General features: G+C 39.9%; 16 protein-coding genes and 3 riboswitches. Of the genes, 15 read left to right on the plus strand and 1 reads right to left on the minus strand.

Annotated features, from left to right (window positions below):
* The first annotated feature begins 352 nt into the window (after positions 1 to 352).
* The 13 genes from JNUCC41_RS21665 (at position 353) to sdaAA (ending at position 15536) form a co-directional block, all read left to right on the plus strand.
* Positions 353 to 589 (plus strand): hypothetical protein, encoded by a 237-nt coding sequence (locus tag JNUCC41_RS21665; protein ID WP_192204788.1) that lies wholly within the window; start codon positions 353 to 355, stop codon positions 587 to 589.
* Between the two features lie 280 nt (positions 590 to 869).
* A riboswitch (glycine riboswitch) is annotated at positions 870 to 969 on the plus strand.
* 3 nt (positions 970 to 972) lie between these two features.
* Positions 973 to 1029: riboswitch (glycine riboswitch) on the plus strand.
* 248 nt (positions 1030 to 1277) lie between these two features.
* Entirely contained in the window at positions 1278 to 2657 is a 1380-nt protein-coding gene (locus JNUCC41_RS21670) for an amino acid permease (RefSeq protein WP_192204789.1), read from the plus strand.
* Between the two features lie 329 nt (positions 2658 to 2986).
* A riboswitch (glycine riboswitch) is annotated at positions 2987 to 3092 on the plus strand.
* Positions 3093 to 3265: 173 nt separating this feature from the next.
* Positions 3266 to 4516, plus strand: a complete 1251-nt coding sequence (gene glyA / locus JNUCC41_RS21675) for a serine hydroxymethyltransferase (protein ID WP_192204790.1) — start codon at positions 3266 to 3268, stop codon at positions 4514 to 4516.
* 134 nt (positions 4517 to 4650) lie between these two features.
* A complete protein-coding gene (gene gcvT / locus JNUCC41_RS21680; protein ID WP_192204791.1) occupies positions 4651 to 5760 on the plus strand; it encodes a glycine cleavage system aminomethyltransferase GcvT in 1110 nt (369 codons plus the stop codon).
* Between the two features lie 162 nt (positions 5761 to 5922).
* The gene (gene gcvH, locus JNUCC41_RS21685; protein WP_098372267.1) at positions 5923 to 6318 is read left to right on the plus strand and encodes a glycine cleavage system protein GcvH; all 396 of its coding nucleotides are present in this window, start codon (positions 5923 to 5925) and stop codon (positions 6316 to 6318) included.
* A 1-nt stretch (position 6319) separates the two neighbouring features.
* The gene (gene gcvPA, locus JNUCC41_RS21690) at positions 6320 to 7672 is read left to right on the plus strand and encodes an aminomethyl-transferring glycine dehydrogenase subunit GcvPA (RefSeq protein WP_192204792.1); all 1353 of its coding nucleotides are present in this window, start codon (positions 6320 to 6322) and stop codon (positions 7670 to 7672) included.
* Positions 7665 to 9149, plus strand: coding sequence for an aminomethyl-transferring glycine dehydrogenase subunit GcvPB (gene gcvPB, locus JNUCC41_RS21695; RefSeq protein WP_192204793.1), 1485 nt, complete (start codon positions 7665 to 7667; stop codon positions 9147 to 9149). Before gcvPA ends, gcvPB begins: the two co-directional genes overlap by 8 nt.
* A gap of 249 nt (positions 9150 to 9398) precedes the next feature.
* Complete coding sequence (lipA, locus tag JNUCC41_RS21700) at positions 9399 to 10277, plus strand: lipoyl synthase (protein ID WP_192204794.1); 879 nt, start codon at positions 9399 to 9401, stop codon at positions 10275 to 10277.
* 39 nt (positions 10278 to 10316) lie between these two features.
* Positions 10317 to 10628 (plus strand): iron-sulfur cluster biosynthesis family protein, encoded by a 312-nt coding sequence (locus JNUCC41_RS21705; protein ID WP_192204795.1) that lies wholly within the window; start codon positions 10317 to 10319, stop codon positions 10626 to 10628.
* A 113-nt stretch (positions 10629 to 10741) separates the two neighbouring features.
* Positions 10742 to 12139 (plus strand): dihydrolipoyl dehydrogenase, encoded by a 1398-nt coding sequence (lpdA, locus tag JNUCC41_RS21710; RefSeq protein WP_192204796.1) that lies wholly within the window; start codon positions 10742 to 10744, stop codon positions 12137 to 12139.
* 313 nt (positions 12140 to 12452) lie between these two features.
* Positions 12453 to 13322 (plus strand): formyltetrahydrofolate deformylase, encoded by an 870-nt coding sequence (purU, locus tag JNUCC41_RS21715; protein ID WP_192204797.1) that lies wholly within the window; start codon positions 12453 to 12455, stop codon positions 13320 to 13322.
* 635 nt (positions 13323 to 13957) lie between these two features.
* Complete coding sequence (sdaAB, locus tag JNUCC41_RS21720; RefSeq protein ID WP_192204798.1) at positions 13958 to 14620, plus strand: L-serine ammonia-lyase, iron-sulfur-dependent subunit beta; 663 nt, start codon at positions 13958 to 13960, stop codon at positions 14618 to 14620.
* 40 nt (positions 14621 to 14660) lie between these two features.
* Positions 14661 to 15536: an L-serine ammonia-lyase, iron-sulfur-dependent, subunit alpha gene (sdaAA, locus tag JNUCC41_RS21725; RefSeq protein WP_192204799.1), complete on the plus strand. Its 876-nt coding sequence runs from the start codon at positions 14661 to 14663 to the stop codon at positions 15534 to 15536.
* Positions 15537 to 15981: 445 nt separating this feature from the next.
* Here the strand turns inward: sdaAA and JNUCC41_RS21730 are convergent, their stop codons facing one another.
* Positions 15982 to 16821, minus strand: a complete 840-nt coding sequence (locus JNUCC41_RS21730; protein ID WP_192204800.1) for a MerR family transcriptional regulator — start codon at positions 16819 to 16821, stop codon at positions 15982 to 15984.
* A 114-nt stretch (positions 16822 to 16935) separates the two neighbouring features.
* On the opposite strand from JNUCC41_RS21730, the gene JNUCC41_RS21735 reads away from it, so the two are divergent.
* Together JNUCC41_RS21735 and JNUCC41_RS21740 are read left to right on the plus strand one after the other, a co-directional pair.
* Positions 16936 to 18330, plus strand: a complete 1395-nt coding sequence (locus tag JNUCC41_RS21735) for an APC family permease (protein WP_192204801.1) — start codon at positions 16936 to 16938, stop codon at positions 18328 to 18330.
* Positions 18331 to 18467: 137 nt separating this feature from the next.
* Entirely contained in the window at positions 18468 to 19940 is a 1473-nt protein-coding gene (locus tag JNUCC41_RS21740; RefSeq protein ID WP_192204802.1) for an aldehyde dehydrogenase family protein, read from the plus strand.
* The last annotated feature ends 61 nt before the right edge of the window (positions 19941 to 20001 follow it).

The raw sequence follows: 20001 nt of genomic DNA on the forward strand, positions 1-20001 counted from the left end.
ATTTGTAAGGTGTGGTTCAGATTACCACAGGATTTGCTGAATTAGATAAATTGAATTTTTATAAGGGTGTGTTTGGATCATCCTAAACATGCCCTTAAAATATTTCATTTTATCAAGGTAAGGTATAGAATGGATCATACTTTATGGATATGTTTTAAAAGAAGAGGCTAACCAAATTAGGGGCCTGGTTTGACGCTGGTAAAGTGAAATGGGAGATGGTTTCGTTAACACGTCAAGCATTGTGAAAATGAATGCGTGATGATAAATATAAACCGTATTGATCCAAATTATGTTATTCTATTTTTGTTTACAACAGTCCGTCTGAAAAACTGTAAAGGGGGTATAAGGCTTAATGGTTAAGGAAAAGAAAATCAAGCTAAAGAAGCCAAAGAAGTGGTGGGTATGGGTTCTAGCAATAGTCATCATTGCTAATATAGCAGGTGGTGGGGCTGAAGAAGAAGTTGAAGAGAAGGCTTCTGATACTGCTGAACTTAGGGAGGAAGCTCCTAGACAATCTTTACTGCTGCAAGGATTTTCGCGAGTCTCGAATTTTCTCTTTTTCCATACATTAATTATGTTAAAACTATAGACTTTATGACCTTTCCCATCTTTAAAATTCACCGTATTGTCAATCGGAAAAATGTAAAATTGTTTCGCTTATACATAAGCTTGTTTGGGATTCCTTGCGACATAGAAAAGCTGCTATAAGCTTGTTTTTTCGTAGCTAATAACTTCAAATTATACACTGTTCATAAAGTTCAAACTTGTCCATATTTAATTATCAGAAAATAGTGCCTTTTCAGATAATGATTGAAATATCCATTAAAACCCGATAATATACAACTAGTAGTACAACTCTATACCAGCGGATGAAGATTGTGGGAGAGACTAAACATTGTTTAGCACCGAAGGAGCAAACCCTAAAAAGCAGGGGACTAATCTCTCAGGTAAAAGGACTACAATTGGACGCGTCTCTGAAGAGAGCCATAGGCCACCGAAGGAGTTAAACTCTCAGGTAAAAGGACAGAGGAAGTTAGGAAAATCCCTATCTTTCCTCTGTCTTTTTTTGTACTTGGAAAGATAAAAAGAGAGGAGAGTGCATGGAGATATGTAGATAAATGAGTCTATCCTTAAACTATATCTAGCACCTGCCAAGAAAGCGCTTACACTGATAAGGCAGTCTCCCAGTATGCTAATAATACACACTAATTGAAGGACTGAACCTTTATAAGGGAAAAATTCCAAGTAGCCTATAAAAGTAGAAAGTGGGGAATCGTATGCAGGAACAAAAGTTGGATAGAGGGTTAAAAAACAGGCACGTACAACTCATAGCTATTGGTGGTGCAATCGGAACGGGATTATTTCTTGGAGCAGGAAAATCTATTCATTTAGCTGGACCATCAATTCTATTTGCTTACATGATTACAGGCATCATTTGTTTTTTAATCATGCGCGCACTTGGAGAACTACTCTTATCTAATTTGAACTTTCACTCCTTTGTTGACTTTGTAAGAGACTATTTAGGTAATATGGCAGCATTTGTAACCGGCTGGACATACTGGTTCTGCTGGATTTCAATCGCAATGGCCGACTTAACAGCAGTTGGACTTTATACTCAGTATTGGTTTCCTTCCGTACCGCAGTGGATGCCTGGATTAATTGCACTAGTCATTTTGCTATTTATGAATCTTGCAACCGTAAAACTTTTTGGCGAAATGGAATTCTGGTTCGCATTAATTAAGGTCATAGCTATTCTAGCATTAATTGTTATCGGTATTTTCATGATTATTAAAGGCTTTTCCACTGATTCAGGCGCAGCAAGTTTCACGAATCTATGGGGTCACGAGGGTATGTTCCCAAATGGAATAAATGGTTTTGTCCTCTCATTCCAGATGGTAGTGTTTGCGTTTGTGGGCATTGAACTTGTAGGACTTACAGCAGGTGAAACAGAAGATCCAGAAAAAGTTATCCCCAAGGCGATCAATAATATTCCTATTCGGATTATAATTTTCTACATTGGCGCACTTATTGTGATTATGAGTGTTTATCCGTGGAACGCAATCATCCCAACGGAAAGCCCATTCGTTCAAGTATTTGTGGCTGTAGGTATTGCTGGAGCTGCTGGTATCGTTAATTTTGTCGTCCTAACATCGGCTGCTTCGGCATGTAACAGCGCAATCTTCAGTACAAGCCGGATGGTATACTCACTTGCCAAAGATAAAAATGCACCTGTACCTTTTGCAAAACTTAATGACCGTAAAGTACCATCCAATGCATTGTTCTTTTCAACTGTTGTCATTTTAATTTCTGTTGTTTTGAATTATTTAATGCCTGAAGGAGTATTTACCTTGATTACAAGTATTTCTACCGTATGTTTCATCTTTATTTGGGGAATTACAGTCATCAGTCATTTGAAATACCGTAAAACAAGACCAGATCTAGTGAAAAAGAACAAATTTAAATTACCACTTTATCCAATTTCCAATTACTTGATCCTTGCTTTCCTGGCATTCGTCCTTGTTGTTCTTGCACTTGCGGACGACACTCGTGTTGCCTTATTCGTTACTCCTGTTTGGTTCATTCTGCTGATTGCGATTTATAAGATGCGCATAACGAAGGTGGATCAGGCGAATCAGAGAGAGGTAGCCGGGAATTAAGAGGCAAGAAATCCTTTGATTCTATTTGCTGTGTTTGTACAGATAGTTGCTGCTCCATTTTTTCCAACTCGGTGAGTAAAAAATCTGCCCGTTTTAAAAAGCCAAAGATATCTGGTTGATTCTATGATAATTCGAAATAAATATTTTAGAATAGTATTGTTAGCGCTTTCAAAAAGGCTTGACATAATTATTCTCAACAACTATTCTAAATGTACCAAATTGAATAAGCGGATGACAGTTGTGGGAGAGTGCAAAGCGACAAGCCACCGAAGGAGCAAGTTCCAAAAAGACCCTTGGAACAAATCTCTCAGGTAGATGGAACCACAAATGGACGCACCTCTGGAGAGCGCGTATAAACATATACGCCACCAAAGGGGAAAGGCTCTATTTAAAAAATGGAGCTAAACTCTCAGGTAAAAGGACAGAGAAGGGTAGAGAACGCTACGACCCTTTTCTGTCCTTTTTTGCGTGCAAAAAAGGTTGTAAAGCATACTGTTTTTAGCAGTTTTCATAGAAATGCAGGTCTGTAGCGGGAAAGAGCACCATATTGGAATTGATAATTATGTAAAAATTCTGAATTTACAAAAATGTCCGGGAGGGAAAATGAAATGAGTTTACAACAAAATGATTCAACCATTTTTGAAGCGATTGAGAAAGAAGGACAACGTCAACATCAAACACTGGAATTGATTGCATCAGAAAATTTTGTTAGCCCAGATGTATTAGAGGCAATGGGAAGCGTGATGACAAATAAATATGCAGAAGGTTATCCAGGAAAGCGCTATTATGGTGGGTGTGAATTTGTCGATGTGGCAGAACAAACGGCCATTGAGCGTCTAACAAAGCTTTTTGGTGCCAAATATGCAAATGTTCAGCCTCACTCAGGTGCACAAGCCAATTTCGCAGTTTTTTTCGCACTCCTTCAGCCTGGTGATAAGGTGATGGGAATGAACCTTTCACATGGTGGCCACTTAACTCATGGAAGTCCAGTCAGCGTTTCAGGAAAATGGTTTGAAGTTGTGTCTTATGGAGTTAGAGAAGATACTCAGTTAATTGATTATGATGAGTTGGAAGCTATCGCAAAGAAAGAACAACCTAAATTGATTATTGCAGGAACAAGTGCCTATCCAAGAACGATTAATTTTGCACGATTTAGAGAAATTGCCGATCAAGTTGGTGCAAAACTTATGGTGGATATGGCTCATATAGCCGGGCTGGTAGCTACTGGTCTTCACCCATCCCCAATCCCATATGCGGATGTTGTGACAAGTACAACTCATAAAACATTAAGAGGACCTCGGGGGGGCATCATTTTAACGAACGATGAAGTAATTATCAAAGCGATTAATAAATCCGTATTCCCAGGAATTCAAGGCGGTCCACTTATGCATATCATTGCAGCAAAAGCAGTTGCATTCAACGAAGCTTTACAACCAAGCTTTAAGGATTATGCGAAACAAGTCATTGAAAATGCTGCAACACTTGGCGAAACATTAAAAAATGAAGGTGCAGCACTTGTTTCTGGTGGAACAGATAATCATATTGTCCTTTTAGATTTGCGTCCGTGGAATTTAACAGGAAAAGAAGCGGAGAAATTATTGGAAGACGCAGGCATTACCGTGAATAAAAATACGATTCCCTATGATCCAGAAAAGCCATTTGTTACGAGCGGTATCCGAATGGGGACAGCAGCTTTAACAACTCGAGGCATGAAGAGGGAAGAGATGGTGAAAATTGGTGAAGTGATTGCAACTGTTCTAAAGAGTAAAGGGAATAAAGACGTCCTTCAGAAAGCAAGAGATACAACCAAAGAGATTTGTGGTGTTTATCCGTTATTTCAACAGCCAACTACTGTGTAAAGAAAGGGGCAGCTTAATGGAATTATGCCTTTGCTGAAAACTGAGCAACTGCCATGGCAGTGAGATACTACTAGCAATAAAGAAACCTTTAACAGTTGAACTATTTTGCAGAAAATCATAATTGGGGGTAAAACATGGGTATTGAAACAGCATTAAAGCAAACACCGCTTTTTGAAGTATATAAAAAATACGGAGCAAAAGTTATAAATTTTGGTGGCTGGGCTCTACCGGTTCAATTTACCAGCATTTTAGAAGAGCATGAAGCTGTTCGAACTGAAGCAGGACTTTTTGATGTTTCTCATATGGGAGAAGTGCTTGTGGAAGGGAAAGATGCCGAGAGTTATATTAACTACCTTGTTACAAACGATGTAACAAAGCTTGGCATCAATCAAGCACAGTATACAGCAATGTGTTATCCAGACGGTGGAACGGTCGATGATTTATTAGTTTATAAATTAGGGAATGAAAAATATTTACTTGTCATTAATGCTGCAAACATTGAGAAAGATTACGAATGGATGAAGCAGCATGTAAAAGGAGAGATGGAGCTCCAAAATATTTCGGAGGACATCGCTCAGCTTGCCATCCAAGGACCAAAGGCAGAAAGCATTTTGCAAAAGTTAACGGAAATTGATTTATCAGAAATTGGTTCATTTAAATTCGCCCAACACGTCAACATCTCGGGGATTTCCGACGTACTTGTATCCCGTACAGGTTACACAGGAGAAAATGGATATGAGCTTTATTTATCTGCAGACAAAGCGGTAGCACTTTGGGAAAAGCTCTTAGAAACAGGAGCCACGAGTGGATTAAAACCATGCGGACTTGGTGCACGGGACACGCTTCGGCTGGAAGCACGTCTTGCACTCTATGGCCAAGAACTAAGTAACGATATCAGCCCGCTTGAAGCAGGAATCGGCTTTGTCGTAAAGACGAACAAAGAAAGTGACTTTATCGGAAAATCTGCTCTTACAGAACAAAAAGAAACTGGATTAAAACGAAAATTAGTAGGGATTGAAGTAACAGGCCGGGGGATTCCGCGTAATGGTTACAAGGTAATTTCTAAAGATGGAGAGGAAATTGGTATTGTTACATCAGGAACACAATCACCATCTTTGAAGAAAAGCTTAGGTCTTGCCTTGGTATCAGCCGATCAAGCTGAAGTGGGGACACCGATAAAAGTGGAAATCCGAAATAAAAAGATTGAAGCCGTTATTGTTAATGCACCATTCTACAAAAGGTAAGCGGAAATATTTTAATAGAGTTATCGTGTAGTTTTCATGAGTCGATATCCGTTACCTTGCATACAGCCTAAAATCGAATACCTAAGAGCAAAATTACCTAAATTATATTCTGAATTATGGGAATGGTTAAAAAGAAAAAAGAAAAGAAAAGGGGAAAATACAATGACGAAATTATTATCAAGTTTTCGATATAGCAAAGAACATGAGTGGGTGCAACAATTAGAAGGAAACCGTGTTCGTATTGGAATCTCTGATTATGCACAAAAAGCGTTAGGTGATATCGTCTTTGTTGAAAATCCAGCGATTGATGATGAAGTAACGGTCAATGAATCGATGGGAACGATCGAGTCTGTTAAAGCAGTTTCCGAACTTTACTCACCTGTTTCAGGGACCGTAGTTACTGTAAACGAAGAGTTAGAAGGCGCTCCAGAGACGATTAACGAGCATCCATTTGAAGCAGGGTGGTTAGTTGAAGTAGAAATGTCCAATCCAGAAGAATTAGACTCACTTCTAAACGAAGATGAGTATCAAGCATTTACTAATGAAGGAGAGGAATAATATGACAGCCACTTATAGATACCTTCCTGATACTAAACAAGACCAAGACGAGATGCTCACATTTTTAAATATTTCTTCTATAGATGAGTTATTTGAAGATATTCCAGCTGAAATCAGCCTGCAGGGGGAGCTAAACATCCCGAAGGCGGTTCCTGAACCGCTGCTTGTGAAAAAAATGAACCAGCTTGCTACAAAAAACAAAAATGCGAATCATTACCCGACTTTCCTAGGCGCGGGTACATATGATCACTACATTCCAAGTGTGGTAAACCATATGATTTCACGCTCCGAATTTTACACAGCCTATACACCTTACCAACCGGAAATCAGTCAAGGTGAATTACAAGCAATTTTTGAATTTCAAACGATGGTCTGTGAGTTGACAGGAATGGATGTGGCTAACTCTTCCATGTACGATGGTTTTACATCGCTTGCAGAAGCTGCATCACTTGCTGTTGCGGCTACGAGACGTTCGAAAGTTCTTGTTTCCAAAGCGGTACATCCTGAATCCCGTGCTATTTTACATACAGTAGCAGGTGGTCCGGGATACACAGCTGAGGAAGTAAACCTAGCTGATGAGATTACTGATTTAGGGAAGCTGCAAGAACAAATAGATAATGACACTGCTGCCGTAATTGTTCAATATCCAAATTTCTTCGGTTCCATTGAGGATATAAAAGCAATTAAGAAAATTGCGGAAGAAAAAGGTGCCCTTTTAATCGTAAGCGCCAATCCTCTTGCACTAGCACTATTGCAGGCACCTGGGAAACTTGGGGCAGATATTGTGATCGGTGATATGCAGCCATTAGGAATCCCGATGTCCTTTGGCGGTCCACACTGCGGCTATTTTGCGGTAAATAAAAAACTCATGCGCAAAATCCCAGGACGAATTGTAGGCCAAACAGCAGATGAAAAAGGACAGCGTGGATTTGTGTTAACACTTCAAGCACGTGAACAGCATATTCGCCGTGATAAAGCCTCATCGAATATTTGTTCCAACCAGGCATTAAATGCTCTTGCCTCTTCTATTTGCATGACATCACTTGGAAAGCAAGGGATTCGTCAAATGGCACAGCTAAACATTGAGAAAGCTGATTACATGGCGAAAACTCTAGAACAGAAGGGCTATACCATAATCAATGAGGCACCATTCTTCAATGAGTTTATAGTCGAGCTTCCTCGTTCGGTAAAGGAAGTCAATGCAAAACTTCTTAAGGCGGGTATTATCGGTGGATTTGATTTAGAAAGTGATTACGGTTTTGAAAACAAAATGCTGCTAGCTGTGACTGAGCAGCGAACAAAAGAAGAAATTGACCAATTTGTTGATGCTTTGGAGGCGATTTTTAATGGTTGAATATAATGAGTTGATTTTTGAAATAAGTCGTCCAGGACGGGTAGGTTCAAGTATTCCGGATAGTGACGTTGACTATGTTGATATAAATGAAAAATTTCCAAAGCATTTAATTCGTGACGAACCTGCTGAGCTGCCAGAAGTATCAGAGTTGCAGCTTGTCCGCCATTACACAGCGCTCTCTAATAAAAACCATGGAATCGATAATGGATTCTATCCACTGGGTTCTTGCACGATGAAGTACAATCCGAAAATAAATGAAGATGTGGCACGGCTGGAAGGCTTTAGCCGCATTCATCCCTATCAGCCCGTTGAAACAGTACAAGGTGCATTAGAAGTTTTATATGAATTACAGGAAGAGCTAGCCGTCATTACAGGAATGGATGCTGTAACATTACAGCCATCCGCAGGGGCTCAAGGGGAATGGACAGGTTTAATGATGGTTAAGGCGTATCATGCTGAAAAAGGTGAAACCAGAACGAAAGTACTTGTTCCAGACTCAGCGCACGGTACAAATCCTGCAAGTGCAAGTGTTGCTGGTTTTCAAACGATCACGATTCCATCCGATAAAAATGGATTAGTTGACCTAGAAGAATTAAAGAAACATGTAGGATCTGATACAGCTGCGCTAATGTTGACGAATCCGAATACCCTTGGACTTTTTGAAAAAGAAATTGTGGAAATCGCTCAGGTTGTTCATGAAGCAGGGGGGCTATTATATTATGACGGAGCGAATGCCAATGCCATTTTAGGAAAAACAACACCAGGTCAAATGGGCTTTGACATTGTGCACTTAAATCTTCACAAAACATTTACGACTCCTCATGGAGGTGGCGGTCCAGGTGCAGGTCCTGTCGGTGTGAAAGAGAAACTTACTCCATACTTGCCAGTTCCGCGCATAGAAAAAGAAGGTGAAAAATATGTGCTGAACGCTAATTATTCGCACTCTATCGGAAGGGTAAAGGGGTATTATGGAAACTTCGGAATTCTCCTGCGGGCGTATACTTATATTCGCACGATGGGGCCTGTTGGGCTTCGCCAAGTGTCGGAAAGTGCTGTGCTTCATGCTAATTACCTTCGTAAAAGATTGGAGCCATTCTTTGAAGCGCCATATTTACAAATTTGCAAGCATGAATTTGTCCTATCCGGATCCAGGCAGAAAAAGCTAGGTGTAAGAACGCTTGATATAGCAAAACGCCTGCTAGATTTCGGCTACCATCCGCCGACCATCTATTTCCCGTTAAATGTTGAGGAATGTTTGATGATTGAACCGACAGAAACAGAGTCGAAAGAAACACTCGATGCATTTGCGGAGGTCATGATTACAATTGCCAAAGAAGTGGAAGAAAACCCAGGGGTTGTTTTAGAAGCACCACATACTACAGTGATTGGGCGATTGGATGAGGTCCAAGCAGCTAGACAACCTATCTTGCGTTACTCCAAAGAAAAAGTAGTAGAGGAAGCAACGGTAACGTCATAATTGAATGTTTGAATGAACATGAACCACCAAGGATGAATATTAAGACAAGAATCTCAATATTTCATACAAGGTGGTTTCATTTAAGCGTGCTTATAAAGGATGGAAAAAGTGCCAAGAGGTGCAAGGAGAAAATAGTCTTGAGAACTAAAAAGACAGAGCAAAGAAGAAACTCAATAGGTCTTTTTTTTTTAGGCGTATGGAACCTCTTTAAAGCTAAAATTACATCTGCTCATAGGAGTGAGAAATAAAATGTCCACCACTGATCTTCGTAAACCAGAATGGCTTAAAATTAAATTAAATACAAATGAACAATATACAGGCTTAAAGAAAATGATGCGTGAAAAAAAACTTCATACTGTTTGTGAAGAAGCAAGATGTCCTAATATTCATGAATGCTGGGCGGTACGAAAAACGGCAACTTTCATGATTTTAGGAAGTGTTTGTACCCGAGCTTGCAGGTTCTGTGCAGTTCAAACAGGGCTGCCATCAGAACTTGATTGGGAAGAGCCCGAACGTGTCGCAGAATCAGTAAAGCAAATGAACCTAAAACATGTGGTGATTACCGCTGTTGCTCGCGATGATTTAAAAGACGGCGGAGCAAAGGTATTTGCAGAAACTGTAAAAGCAGTGAGGCGGCAAAATCCATTTTGCAGCATTGAAGTTCTCCCCTCAGATCTGAATGGGGAATATGACAGCTTAAAAACATTAATGGATACAAGGCCAGACATTTTGAATCACAACATTGAAACAGTAAAACGCTTATCCCAAAAAGTTCGTGCACGTGCAACATACGAACGTTCATTAGAGTTTTTAAGGCGGGCAAAGCAAATGAATTCCACTATCCCTACGAAATCAAGCATTATGATTGGTCTAGGTGAAACAAAAGAAGAAATTATGGAAACAATGGATGATCTTCGTGCTAACGATGTAGACATCATGACTATTGGTCAATATTTGCAGCCTACTAAACGACATTTGAAGGTCGTAAAATATTGGAGTCCAGAAGAGTTTGAAGAACTGAAAAACATTGCCATGTCAAAAGGGTTTAGTCATTGCGAAGCCGGTCCGCTTGTTCGCTCCTCCTATCATGCTGATGAACAAGTTCGTGCAACTAAGGTTAATGCATAATCATTTTTTCAATAAACCATTAAGAAAGGGGAGAAACAGATGATAGACAAAATAAAGATAACAGAGGCAGCTATGAATAAACTAAAGGAAATGACATGTAAGGGTGCGCAAATTCCTCGCATTGACGCTGATATTGCCGGCGGCTGCGGGGTGTCGGTGAAGTTCTCCCTCTTATTGGACGAGCCCCGCAGAAACGATGTATTGATTGAATATGAGGGAATTCAGCTTAGATTTGATCATTTTACAAAACGCTATTTAGATGAAGAAACACAAATTGATTATAAAGAAGATTGTGGCTTTATTGTTGAAGAAGGCTTTGTATCCAATGCATGTGCCATTGAAATAAATTAAAGTATCATGATCGTTTACCTATTAATAGAATAAATCGTGCTTAATAAGTTAGTTGTTTTCTTAGACTATCCATATATCTCTATGGTTATGAAAACAAGAGGGGGAAGTATTGGGTGAATCAAAAATATGACGTTGTTATCATCGGTGGCGGCACCGGTGGATATGTTGCGGCCATTCGTGCGTCTCAATTAGGATTAAAAACGGCGGTAGTTGAACAAGGTAAACTTGGTGGAACATGCCTTCATGCAGGTTGTATTCCTAGTAAAGCATTATTAAGAAGTGCAGAGGTATATTCGAATGCAAAAAATGCAGAAAAATTTGGTGTTATTGCACCTGAAGTTGGACTGGACTTCTCAAAGGTACAGGCTAGGAAAGAAGAAATTACTGAACGCTTATTTAAAGGTGTACAACATTTGATGAAAAAAGGGAAAATAGATGTGTTTGAAGGGAAAGGGAGTATTTTACAGTCAAGAGATGTTTTAGTGAGATTGAATAATGATGAACGGGAAACAATATTAAGCTCTCGAAATATTTTAATAGCTACAGGATCTCGTCCAAGGACATTACCCGGCCTAGAAGCAGATGGCGAATATGTGATGACATCGGATGAAGCGCTACAAATGAAAGAGCTCCCAAATTCCATCATTATTGTCGGCGGCGGTGTTATTGGAATAGAATGGGCTTCGATGCTTATTGACTTTGGATTAGAAGTGACTGTGATTGAGTATGCCGGTCGCATTTTACCGACGGAAGATAAAGATATTTCAAAGGAAGTACAGCGACTAATGAAGAAAAAAGGTGTGAAAATCGTAACAGGGGCAAAGGTGCTTCCAGAATCGTTAGAAAAAGGTGACGGTGTCTCTATAAAGGCGGAATATAAAGGAAAAGACACGTCATTTTCAGCAGAAAAATTATTAGTATCTGTCGGAAGATTAGCAAACATAGAAGGCATTCACCTTGAAAATACCAAAGTTGAAGTCGAACGTGTGATTCAAACAAATGAGTATTATCAAACGAATGAGCCAAACATTTATGCAATTGGAGATGTGATTGGAGGATTACAACTTGCACATGTTGCTTCACATGAAGGGATCATCGCCATTGAACATATGGCAGGAGAAAAACCAGTGCCACTTGATCAATCTCTTGTTTCCAAATGCATATATAGTAACCCGGAGGTAGCTAGTGTTGGATTAACAGAAGAGGAAGCGAAGGAGATGGGGTATCAAGTAAAAACAGGGAAGTTCTCCTTCCGTGCGATTGGAAAGGCTCTTGTTTTTGGTGAATCAGACGGTTTTGTCAAACTCGTTGTTGAAGAAGAATCTAGTAAGTTGTTAGGAGCACATATGGTTGGGCCGCATGTAACCGATATGATTTCGGAAGCTGGTCTTGCACGAGTATTAAATGCAACAGCTATGGATATTACGCATACGATACACCCTCACCCTACATTAGCGGAAGCAATTGGGGAAGCTGCCCTAGCTGTATATGGTAAGGAAATACACTCATAGATATAAAGGATAGTAAAAGAAGAGTTGAATACTTCTTCCTTCATGGGGGATGGCGAACCATTTGATGTGGGAGAAGCAAGGTATCAAGTAGTATCACTATAAAAACTGGTGATGTGAAATCATGGAAGGAAAACCGTCATGTCAGTAAAAAAATTTTAAGGTTCGCCCTCCCTCACCGTAGTTCAAGATTGCTAGAAATGAAATTGTAGTAACGGTATTGTTCGGACACCTATAGCGGTTGAGTTAGCCATCATTCTGAATTCGAAAGTTTTTACATATTTTTATTACAAATCTAAAGGATGGTGAGAATCCATTGTATCATGTAGTGAATGTTAATCGTGCTAAATTATTAATATCTTGTCCAGAGAAACCAGGTATTATCTCGGCCGTATCTAACCTTTTATTAGAAAACAGAGCAAATGTTGTTCATTTTGACCAACATACTACGGATCCACAAGCTGGTATGTTTTTTATGAGAATCGAATTTGATTTAAACGACTTTGATGCTTCCTATGCAAAACTGGAAGAGGACTTACATGTGCTAGCCCAGGCTTATGCGATGGAATGGAGCTTAAGCGGCAATAATAAAAGAAAACGAATGGCTATCTTTGTATCCAAAATGGATCACTGTCTTATGGAGCTTATATGGCGTTGGAAATCGAATGAACTTCCAGTGGAAATTCCGATGGTGATCAGTAATCATCCTGATTTAAAAAAAATAGTAGAAAGTTATGGCATACCATATTATCATATTCCTTTAGCTCATGAAACGAAGCAACAAGCAGAACAGAAAGCAATAGGTCTATTGAAAGGGAAAGTAGACTTTATTGCCTTGGCTAGATATATGCAAATTCTTTCCCCTGCCTTTGTATCGGAGTTCCCAAATCAAATTATTAACATTCATCATTCTTTCTTACCGGCGTTTGTCGGTGCTAATCCTTATGCGAGGGCCTATAACCGTGGTGTAAAGTTAATTGGGGCAACTGCTCATTATGTTACGAATGATCTTGATGAAGGACCCATTATTCAGCAAGATGTAAAGCGGGTGAATCATAGACATACAATCGAAGAATTAAAGGTTACCGGAAGTCATGTGGAAAGACAGGTTCTTGCCCAAGCTGTTTCTTGGCATATTGAAGACAGAGTTATTATTCATGGTAATAAAACAATCGTGTTTGAGTGAATACAATATTATGATGCTTTAAAGATAGGAGATAAACTTTACACTATTTTTAGAGATTTTCCCCACTAATTCTATTAGAACAGACAAAACCCTCGACCTTGTGAGTATTTTGTCATATCTCAAACAGGACATCATTACTATTTATTCCTATATTAATGCCACATTTCAATCTCTATTATAATTGAAATAATTCCATAAAGGGTTTGCCTTCGTTTACCTAAACGAATAACAGCTTGATTCATTTTGTGCATTTGTTGATTGAGCCGATTCACTGCTAATTTCGGAGGATTATAAATATAAACAAGCATTGTAAGTTCGAAATGTACTTTATCTTTTTCGCCTGTTCGATAACTGAAATTATTATTAGTTGAATAAACTCTTTTTTTAGCATTGACGCACTCAACGGCCGTTCTCGTCTTGTAAAGCTTTTTCCCTGCTTCTGACCCATAATGTAACCGGGGCAGCCACACCAATCACAGGGTTTGGAGTTTTGTGCGATTCGGTAGGTTTCCTTGGCTTAATCGTATCAAAATTAAAAGATTAGGCCCTTTCACGAATAAGGGCGAAAGAAGAACAAATAGCGGCATAAAGAAGACGGTTAAACAAATCTTTTCCCAGAAAAGGGGCATTACACGATGAAATACAGATCTGCATTCGATATAATCGGTCCCGTCATGATTGGACCTTCAAGCTCACATACAGCAGGAGCTGCCAGAATTGGCAGAGTAGCACGGACATTATTCGGAAAGCAACCGAAGAAAGCCATCATTTCTTTATATGGATCTTTTGCAAAAACATACAGGGGACACGGTACGGATGTCGCTGTCGTAGGCGGGATATTGGATTTTGATACGGATGATGAACGAATCCCTGCCTCTTTAACGATTGCGGAAGAAGTTGGTATGGAAGTTACCTTTACAATCGAGGATACGGTGATGGATCATCCTAATACAGTCAAGATCAAGCTGTTCGACGTAGATAAGGAATTGGAACTTGTTGGGATCTCCATTGGCGGCGGAACGATAGAAATAACGGAATTGAATACGTTCAAGCTTAAATTGTCGGGTGAAAACCCAGCCATTTTAGTCGTGCATAACGATGTATTCGGAATCATATCTTCCGTTTCGACAGTATTGGCGAATCATGAAATTAACATTGGACATATGGAAGTTTCACGAAAAGAAAAAGGTCAAATGGCCCTCATGGTGATTGAAGTCGATCAGAAAATCAAGAGCGATGTCATGAAGGAAATTGAAGGATTGGAAAACGTGTCGCAAGTCATAAGGATGGTTGAATGATAAACATTAAAAGTGTTGGCATAGATATGGAGGTAAAAACATGTTCCGAAATGTAGCAGAGTTGGTTGAACTTGCTGAAAGTAAAAAAGTAAAAATCGCGGAAATCATGATTTTACAAGAAATGGAGTTCTCAAGCCTTTCGAGAGAACAGATCATCGAAAAGATGGACAGGAATTTGACAGTGATGGAACAAGCGGTGGAAAGAGGCCTGAAAGGTGTGCAATCCGTGACAGGCCTAACGGGCGGGGATGCCGTTCTTTTGCAAAATTATATCAAGTCGGGCAAGGCGCTCGCAGGCAATTTATTATTGGATGCCGTCAGTAAAGCTGTTGCGACGAACGAAGTGAATGCCGCAATGGGAATGATTTGTGCCACTCCGACTGCCGGTTCGGCAGGCGTTGTTCCCGGGACATTATTTGCCGTGAAAGAAAAATTAAACCCGACCCGAGCAGAGATGATTGAATTTCTTTTCACTTCCGCTGCCTTCGGTTTCGTGGTTGCAAACAACGCTTCCATTTCTGGAGCGGCTGGTGGCTGCCAAGCAGAAGTGGGCTCGGCAAGTGGAATGGCCGCGGCTGCGATAGTAGAACTGGCCGGCGGTACGCCAAGCCAAGCTGCAGAAGCGATGGCGATCACATTGAAAAATATGCTTGGACTGGTTTGTGATCCAGTGGCTGGATTGGTCGAAGTTCCTTGCGTGAAACGTAACGCAATGGGTGCCTCCAACGCGATAACGGCAGCTGATATGGCACTTGCAGGCATTACGAGCCGCATTCCATGTGACGAAGTGATCGATGCCATGTATAAAATAGGATTGACCATGCCGGTTGCACTTCGCGAAACAGCAGAGGGCGGGCTGGCTGCGACTCCTACTGGGCGTAGATTGGCAAAGGAAATTTTCGGTTCATATAAATAAACCTATACATTGAGCTCAGTTATGAAATCATGTCCAACAAAGTTTAATTGAAAATTGGAACAAAAAATTCAATTCTTAAAAAAAGATAAATTATAATGTGGAAGAAAAAGTCTTATGCCTTTAGGGAAAAGGGTTCTATCTATGAATTAAAACAAAGTTGATTGGAACGGAAGGTACGAGACTCCTGCGGGAAATGCGAGTCACGGGAGACCCCACAGGCTGAAAGCCGAGGAGGCTCCCGGACCGCCCGCGGAAAGAGAGTGCCTGGAGTGGAAATCAACGTCCAAATTGTACAAGCCATAAAAAAAGTAGACAAACTCGATTTTCATCGAGTTTGTCTACAGTCTGAAAGAACTAGCAATTAGCTAGTTCTTTTCCATATCAAAAATTCTCCTATATCTTTCGTCTAAACCATACACATTAACATTTATCCTGCGAAAACAGGTCAGACCTTTTGAACGGGAACTTGAATTTCAAAGGTAATCTCGTTTGGTTTATCTGTGATCGTAATATCAACATGCATAATTTGCAGCGCATCGCCGGTAATTTGATAACCACCTTCATCAAGATAATCCAATATTTTACTCAAGCTTTCACTTCGGTTCCATAGTAATTCTCCGTTATAACGGGTACACGCAAATAACCCAGCCGGAACGATCCGTTGGTACTGTTTTGGTATTTTTTCTTTACTTTTTGCCACAACAAAAATGACTGATGGTTCTTCAAAACGTTTAGCTCTAAGATCTGCTTCCTGGATGAGAATCCCTAGTCTGTTACTGGCCAGAATCGGTGTCTTCTCAGCAAGCATATTTTCTAGCCTGATAACACCATAACAAAGTTCCAAATTATTATTGATTTTTTCATTCAATGTAATTAACTTTCTGCGTCCTATTTCACGAAACATAACCGTTTGAAGTTCCTTTTCTCTTGCTACGTGATCCAAATATACAATTTTTTCCCGGATGTTTTCCTCCAAGTCTGTTAATTCGTTCAGTTTTGAAACAAGATCCGCGTGCTTTGCTTTAAGAATGTCCAAAGACTTACTAAAATTGCGTTCATTGAAATAATCCTTTATTTCGTCCGTACTCATTCCAAGTTGCCTTAACTCTTTAATGGTACCTAAAACCTCGTACTGGAAAATAGAATAGTAGCGATACCCCGAGTTTGGATCGATATATTGCGGCTTGAATAAGTCAATCCGATCATAGTGGCGCAAGGTCTCCGCCGTCATCCCTCTTAACTTTGCCATCTCACTGATGGTTAGTTTTTCTTTCAGTTTAACCACCTCCTTAAATAATATAATACAGTATTGACCTTTGTGTAACAAAAACCTTTATAATCAAGATACAAAATATTCTAAAACTTCTGAGTATTCTTTATCAATAGGAGGGAGCTGATTATGGAAAGAAAGAAGCTAGTTAGAACGCTTACTTTGTCACAGGTTGTTTTTTTAGGAATTGCTTGGAATAACCCCATGGTATTTTTTAATACCTATGGAATAGCTACCGTAACCTCACATGGTGTAATTACGGGTGCGTACATTATTGCATTTCTAGCGATACTGTTTACAGCCCTCAGCTATGGAAAGATGGCAAAGGCATATCCTATCTCAGGTTCAGCTTATACATTTACTCAAAAGTCTATTAATTCTGAAGTTGGGTTTCTTGTAGGTTGGACAATTATGCTTGATTATATTTTAACACCTATGGTGACGTGCTTGATGTCCACTGTCTTTTTAAATGCAGTGTTTCCGGGGATTCCGCATTATGTGTGGATTATTCTTTTGACTGCTATCATAGTGGTACCGAGCATACTAGGTGTAACGATATCAGCATCCACAAGTAAAATTTTTGTTATTGCTCAAATCATTTTCGTTTGTTTTTTCTGGCTATTAACCGTCAAAAGTTTAATAGAAGGAGTAGGGACAGGCACTCTTTTCTCAAGTAAACCATTGTTAAATTCAGATGTTCCCTTGTCCGTTATCTTAGCAGGAGCTTCGATTCTTTGTTTTAGTTTCCTTGGTTTTGACTCACTTACTACCTTGTCAGAAGAAACAATTAATCCCGAAAAAACGATCCCAAAAGCTATTATCATAATGCTTTTGTTTACAGGGATCTTGTACATTGGCTCTTCCTACTTAGCACAATTGGTGCAGCCAGGCTATTCATTCGAACACCCTGATTCTGCAGCCATGGAAATCGCAATACTTGTTGGAGGAAACGTATTTAAATCATTATTTATTACTGGAGTAATTGTTGGGAACTTTTCTTCGGGAGTTGCTGCAATTACAAGTGCATCACGTGTGTTATATGCCATGGGACGGGATTCTGTATTGCCTAAAAATCTATTTGGTTATATTCATCCAAAATTTAATACACCGTCACACGGCATTATCGTGATAGGCACAGTTTCTTTACTAGGTATCTTGTTGACCTTGGAGCAAGTCATCAAGTTTATCAATTTTGGAGGGCTCATTGCTTTTACATCCGTTAATCTATCTGTCATCGCACATTATTTTATTAGAAATCAGAAACGTTCTTTTAACGACTGCATACGGTATTTATTTTTACCGCTCATAGGTGCAGCATTTACTATGTGGTTATGGTCATATTTAGAAATAGAGGCTTTGATCCTTGGAGGCATCTGGGTCGCATGCGGCTTGGCATATCTTCTTTACATGACAAAATTTTTTCGCAAGCCTCTTCCAGAGTTTCATTTTGATGAAGAGATCATTCCTCAAGAGGCAGAAGATATGAATGAAAAAATTCTTTCCCAAAAGGTAGAAGACTTTTAATCCTTTTTTTACTCTGAAGTAAGTATATGTAACTAAAAGAGGGGTCAATATTTTGAAAATAAAGAAAAATGAAAGCGTTATCTATTTTTAAGGCGAGATCGTTAAAGTAAGAATAACGAACAGGAGGTTTTTTCAAATTGTTGAAGCTGAAAAAGTTTATAAACGGTGAGTGGATGGATTCTTTGAGTAAACAAAAGAGTCAAGTTGTTAACCCCGCAAACGGCAAGATCATTGCGGAGGCTCCCAACGGAAATGCAGAAGATGCCCGGATGGCCATTGATGCGGCACGAACCGCGTTTGATTCCGGGATTTGGTCAGACCTGTCAGCTTCGGAACGGGCTTCCTATTTATTTATAATAGCAGAGAAAATTGAAGAACATGCATCTGAGCTTAGCCAACTTGAAACAGCCAATACCGGAAAACCTCTTAAAGAAGCAGAGTTTGACATTGCGGATGCAGCGGATTGTTTTCGTTATTATGCCGGTTTAGTCACTAAACCGGACGGCCAAACGTATCCTGTTTCCGGTCCTATACAGGCCATGGTTGTTCGAGAGCCTGTGGGGGTATGTGGACTGATTGCTCCGTGGAATTTTCCTTTACTGACTGGAGCTTGGAAAATAGCCCCTGCCCTTGCTGCAGGAAATACGATTGTGTTTAAAACATCCGAGGTTACTCCGATTACGACTACTAAATTATTTGAGATTATCGAAGAAGTTGGCATACCGGATGGCGTTGCAAATCTAGTTATGGGTGGTGGTGCAACAGTAGGAAATGAACTAGCGGAAAGCGATAAAGTTGATATGGTTTCGTTCACTGGCAGTACATCCACAGGCAGAAGCATCATGAAAGCAGCAGCTGGAAATATTAAAAACATTGCACTCGAATTAGGCGGCAAGTCACCTAACATCGTTTTCGCCGATGCGGACTTTGAGACAGCTGTGGATTATGCTTTATATGGGATTTTTGTCAACGCCGGCCAAGTTTGTAATGCGGGATCTCGTTTACTGCTTGAAGAGAGCATTCACGACAAGTTTATCGATAGATTGATAGAGAAAGCGAAAAAGATCCGAGTCGGCCCTGGCGATCAACCGTCTACACAAATGGGTGCCCTTGTCAGTGAAGCACATATGAATAAGGTACTCCAATATATTCAACTTGGCATAGAAGAAGGGGCGAAATTAGTATGCGGCGGCAAACGTATCACAAGCAACGGGCTTGAAAATGGCTATTTTGTTGAGCCGACGATATTTGTTGACACTAAACCTGACATGAAAATTGTTCAGGAAGAAATATTCGGGCCAGTACTTACCGTGCAAAAATTTAAAGATGAAGCGGAGGCCATCCAGCTTGCCAATGATACTCCATACGGCCTCGCAGCAGGTGTATTTTCACAAGACGGTGCGAAGGCTTTACGAGTAATTAAGAAAATAAGAGCCGGAATTACATGGGTTAATGCCTATAATCTAGCCTACAATGAAGCGCCGTGGGGAGGATACAAGCAGAGCGGAATTGGCCGGGGATTAGGAACTTTTGGGTTGGATGAGTTTAGTGAGGTAAAACAAATTAACATTAATTTAGAAGTAGAGCCAACTAAGTGGTTTGATCATTAAAAATTGAAAAGTAGATATAAAAAAGTAAAAGAGAGTGAGTCACTACTATTACACTATTTGA

The sequence above is a fragment of the Brevibacillus sp. JNUCC-41 genome (assembly GCF_014844095.1).
Classification (GTDB): domain Bacteria; phylum Bacillota; class Bacilli; order Bacillales; family DSM-1321; genus Peribacillus; species Peribacillus aracenensis.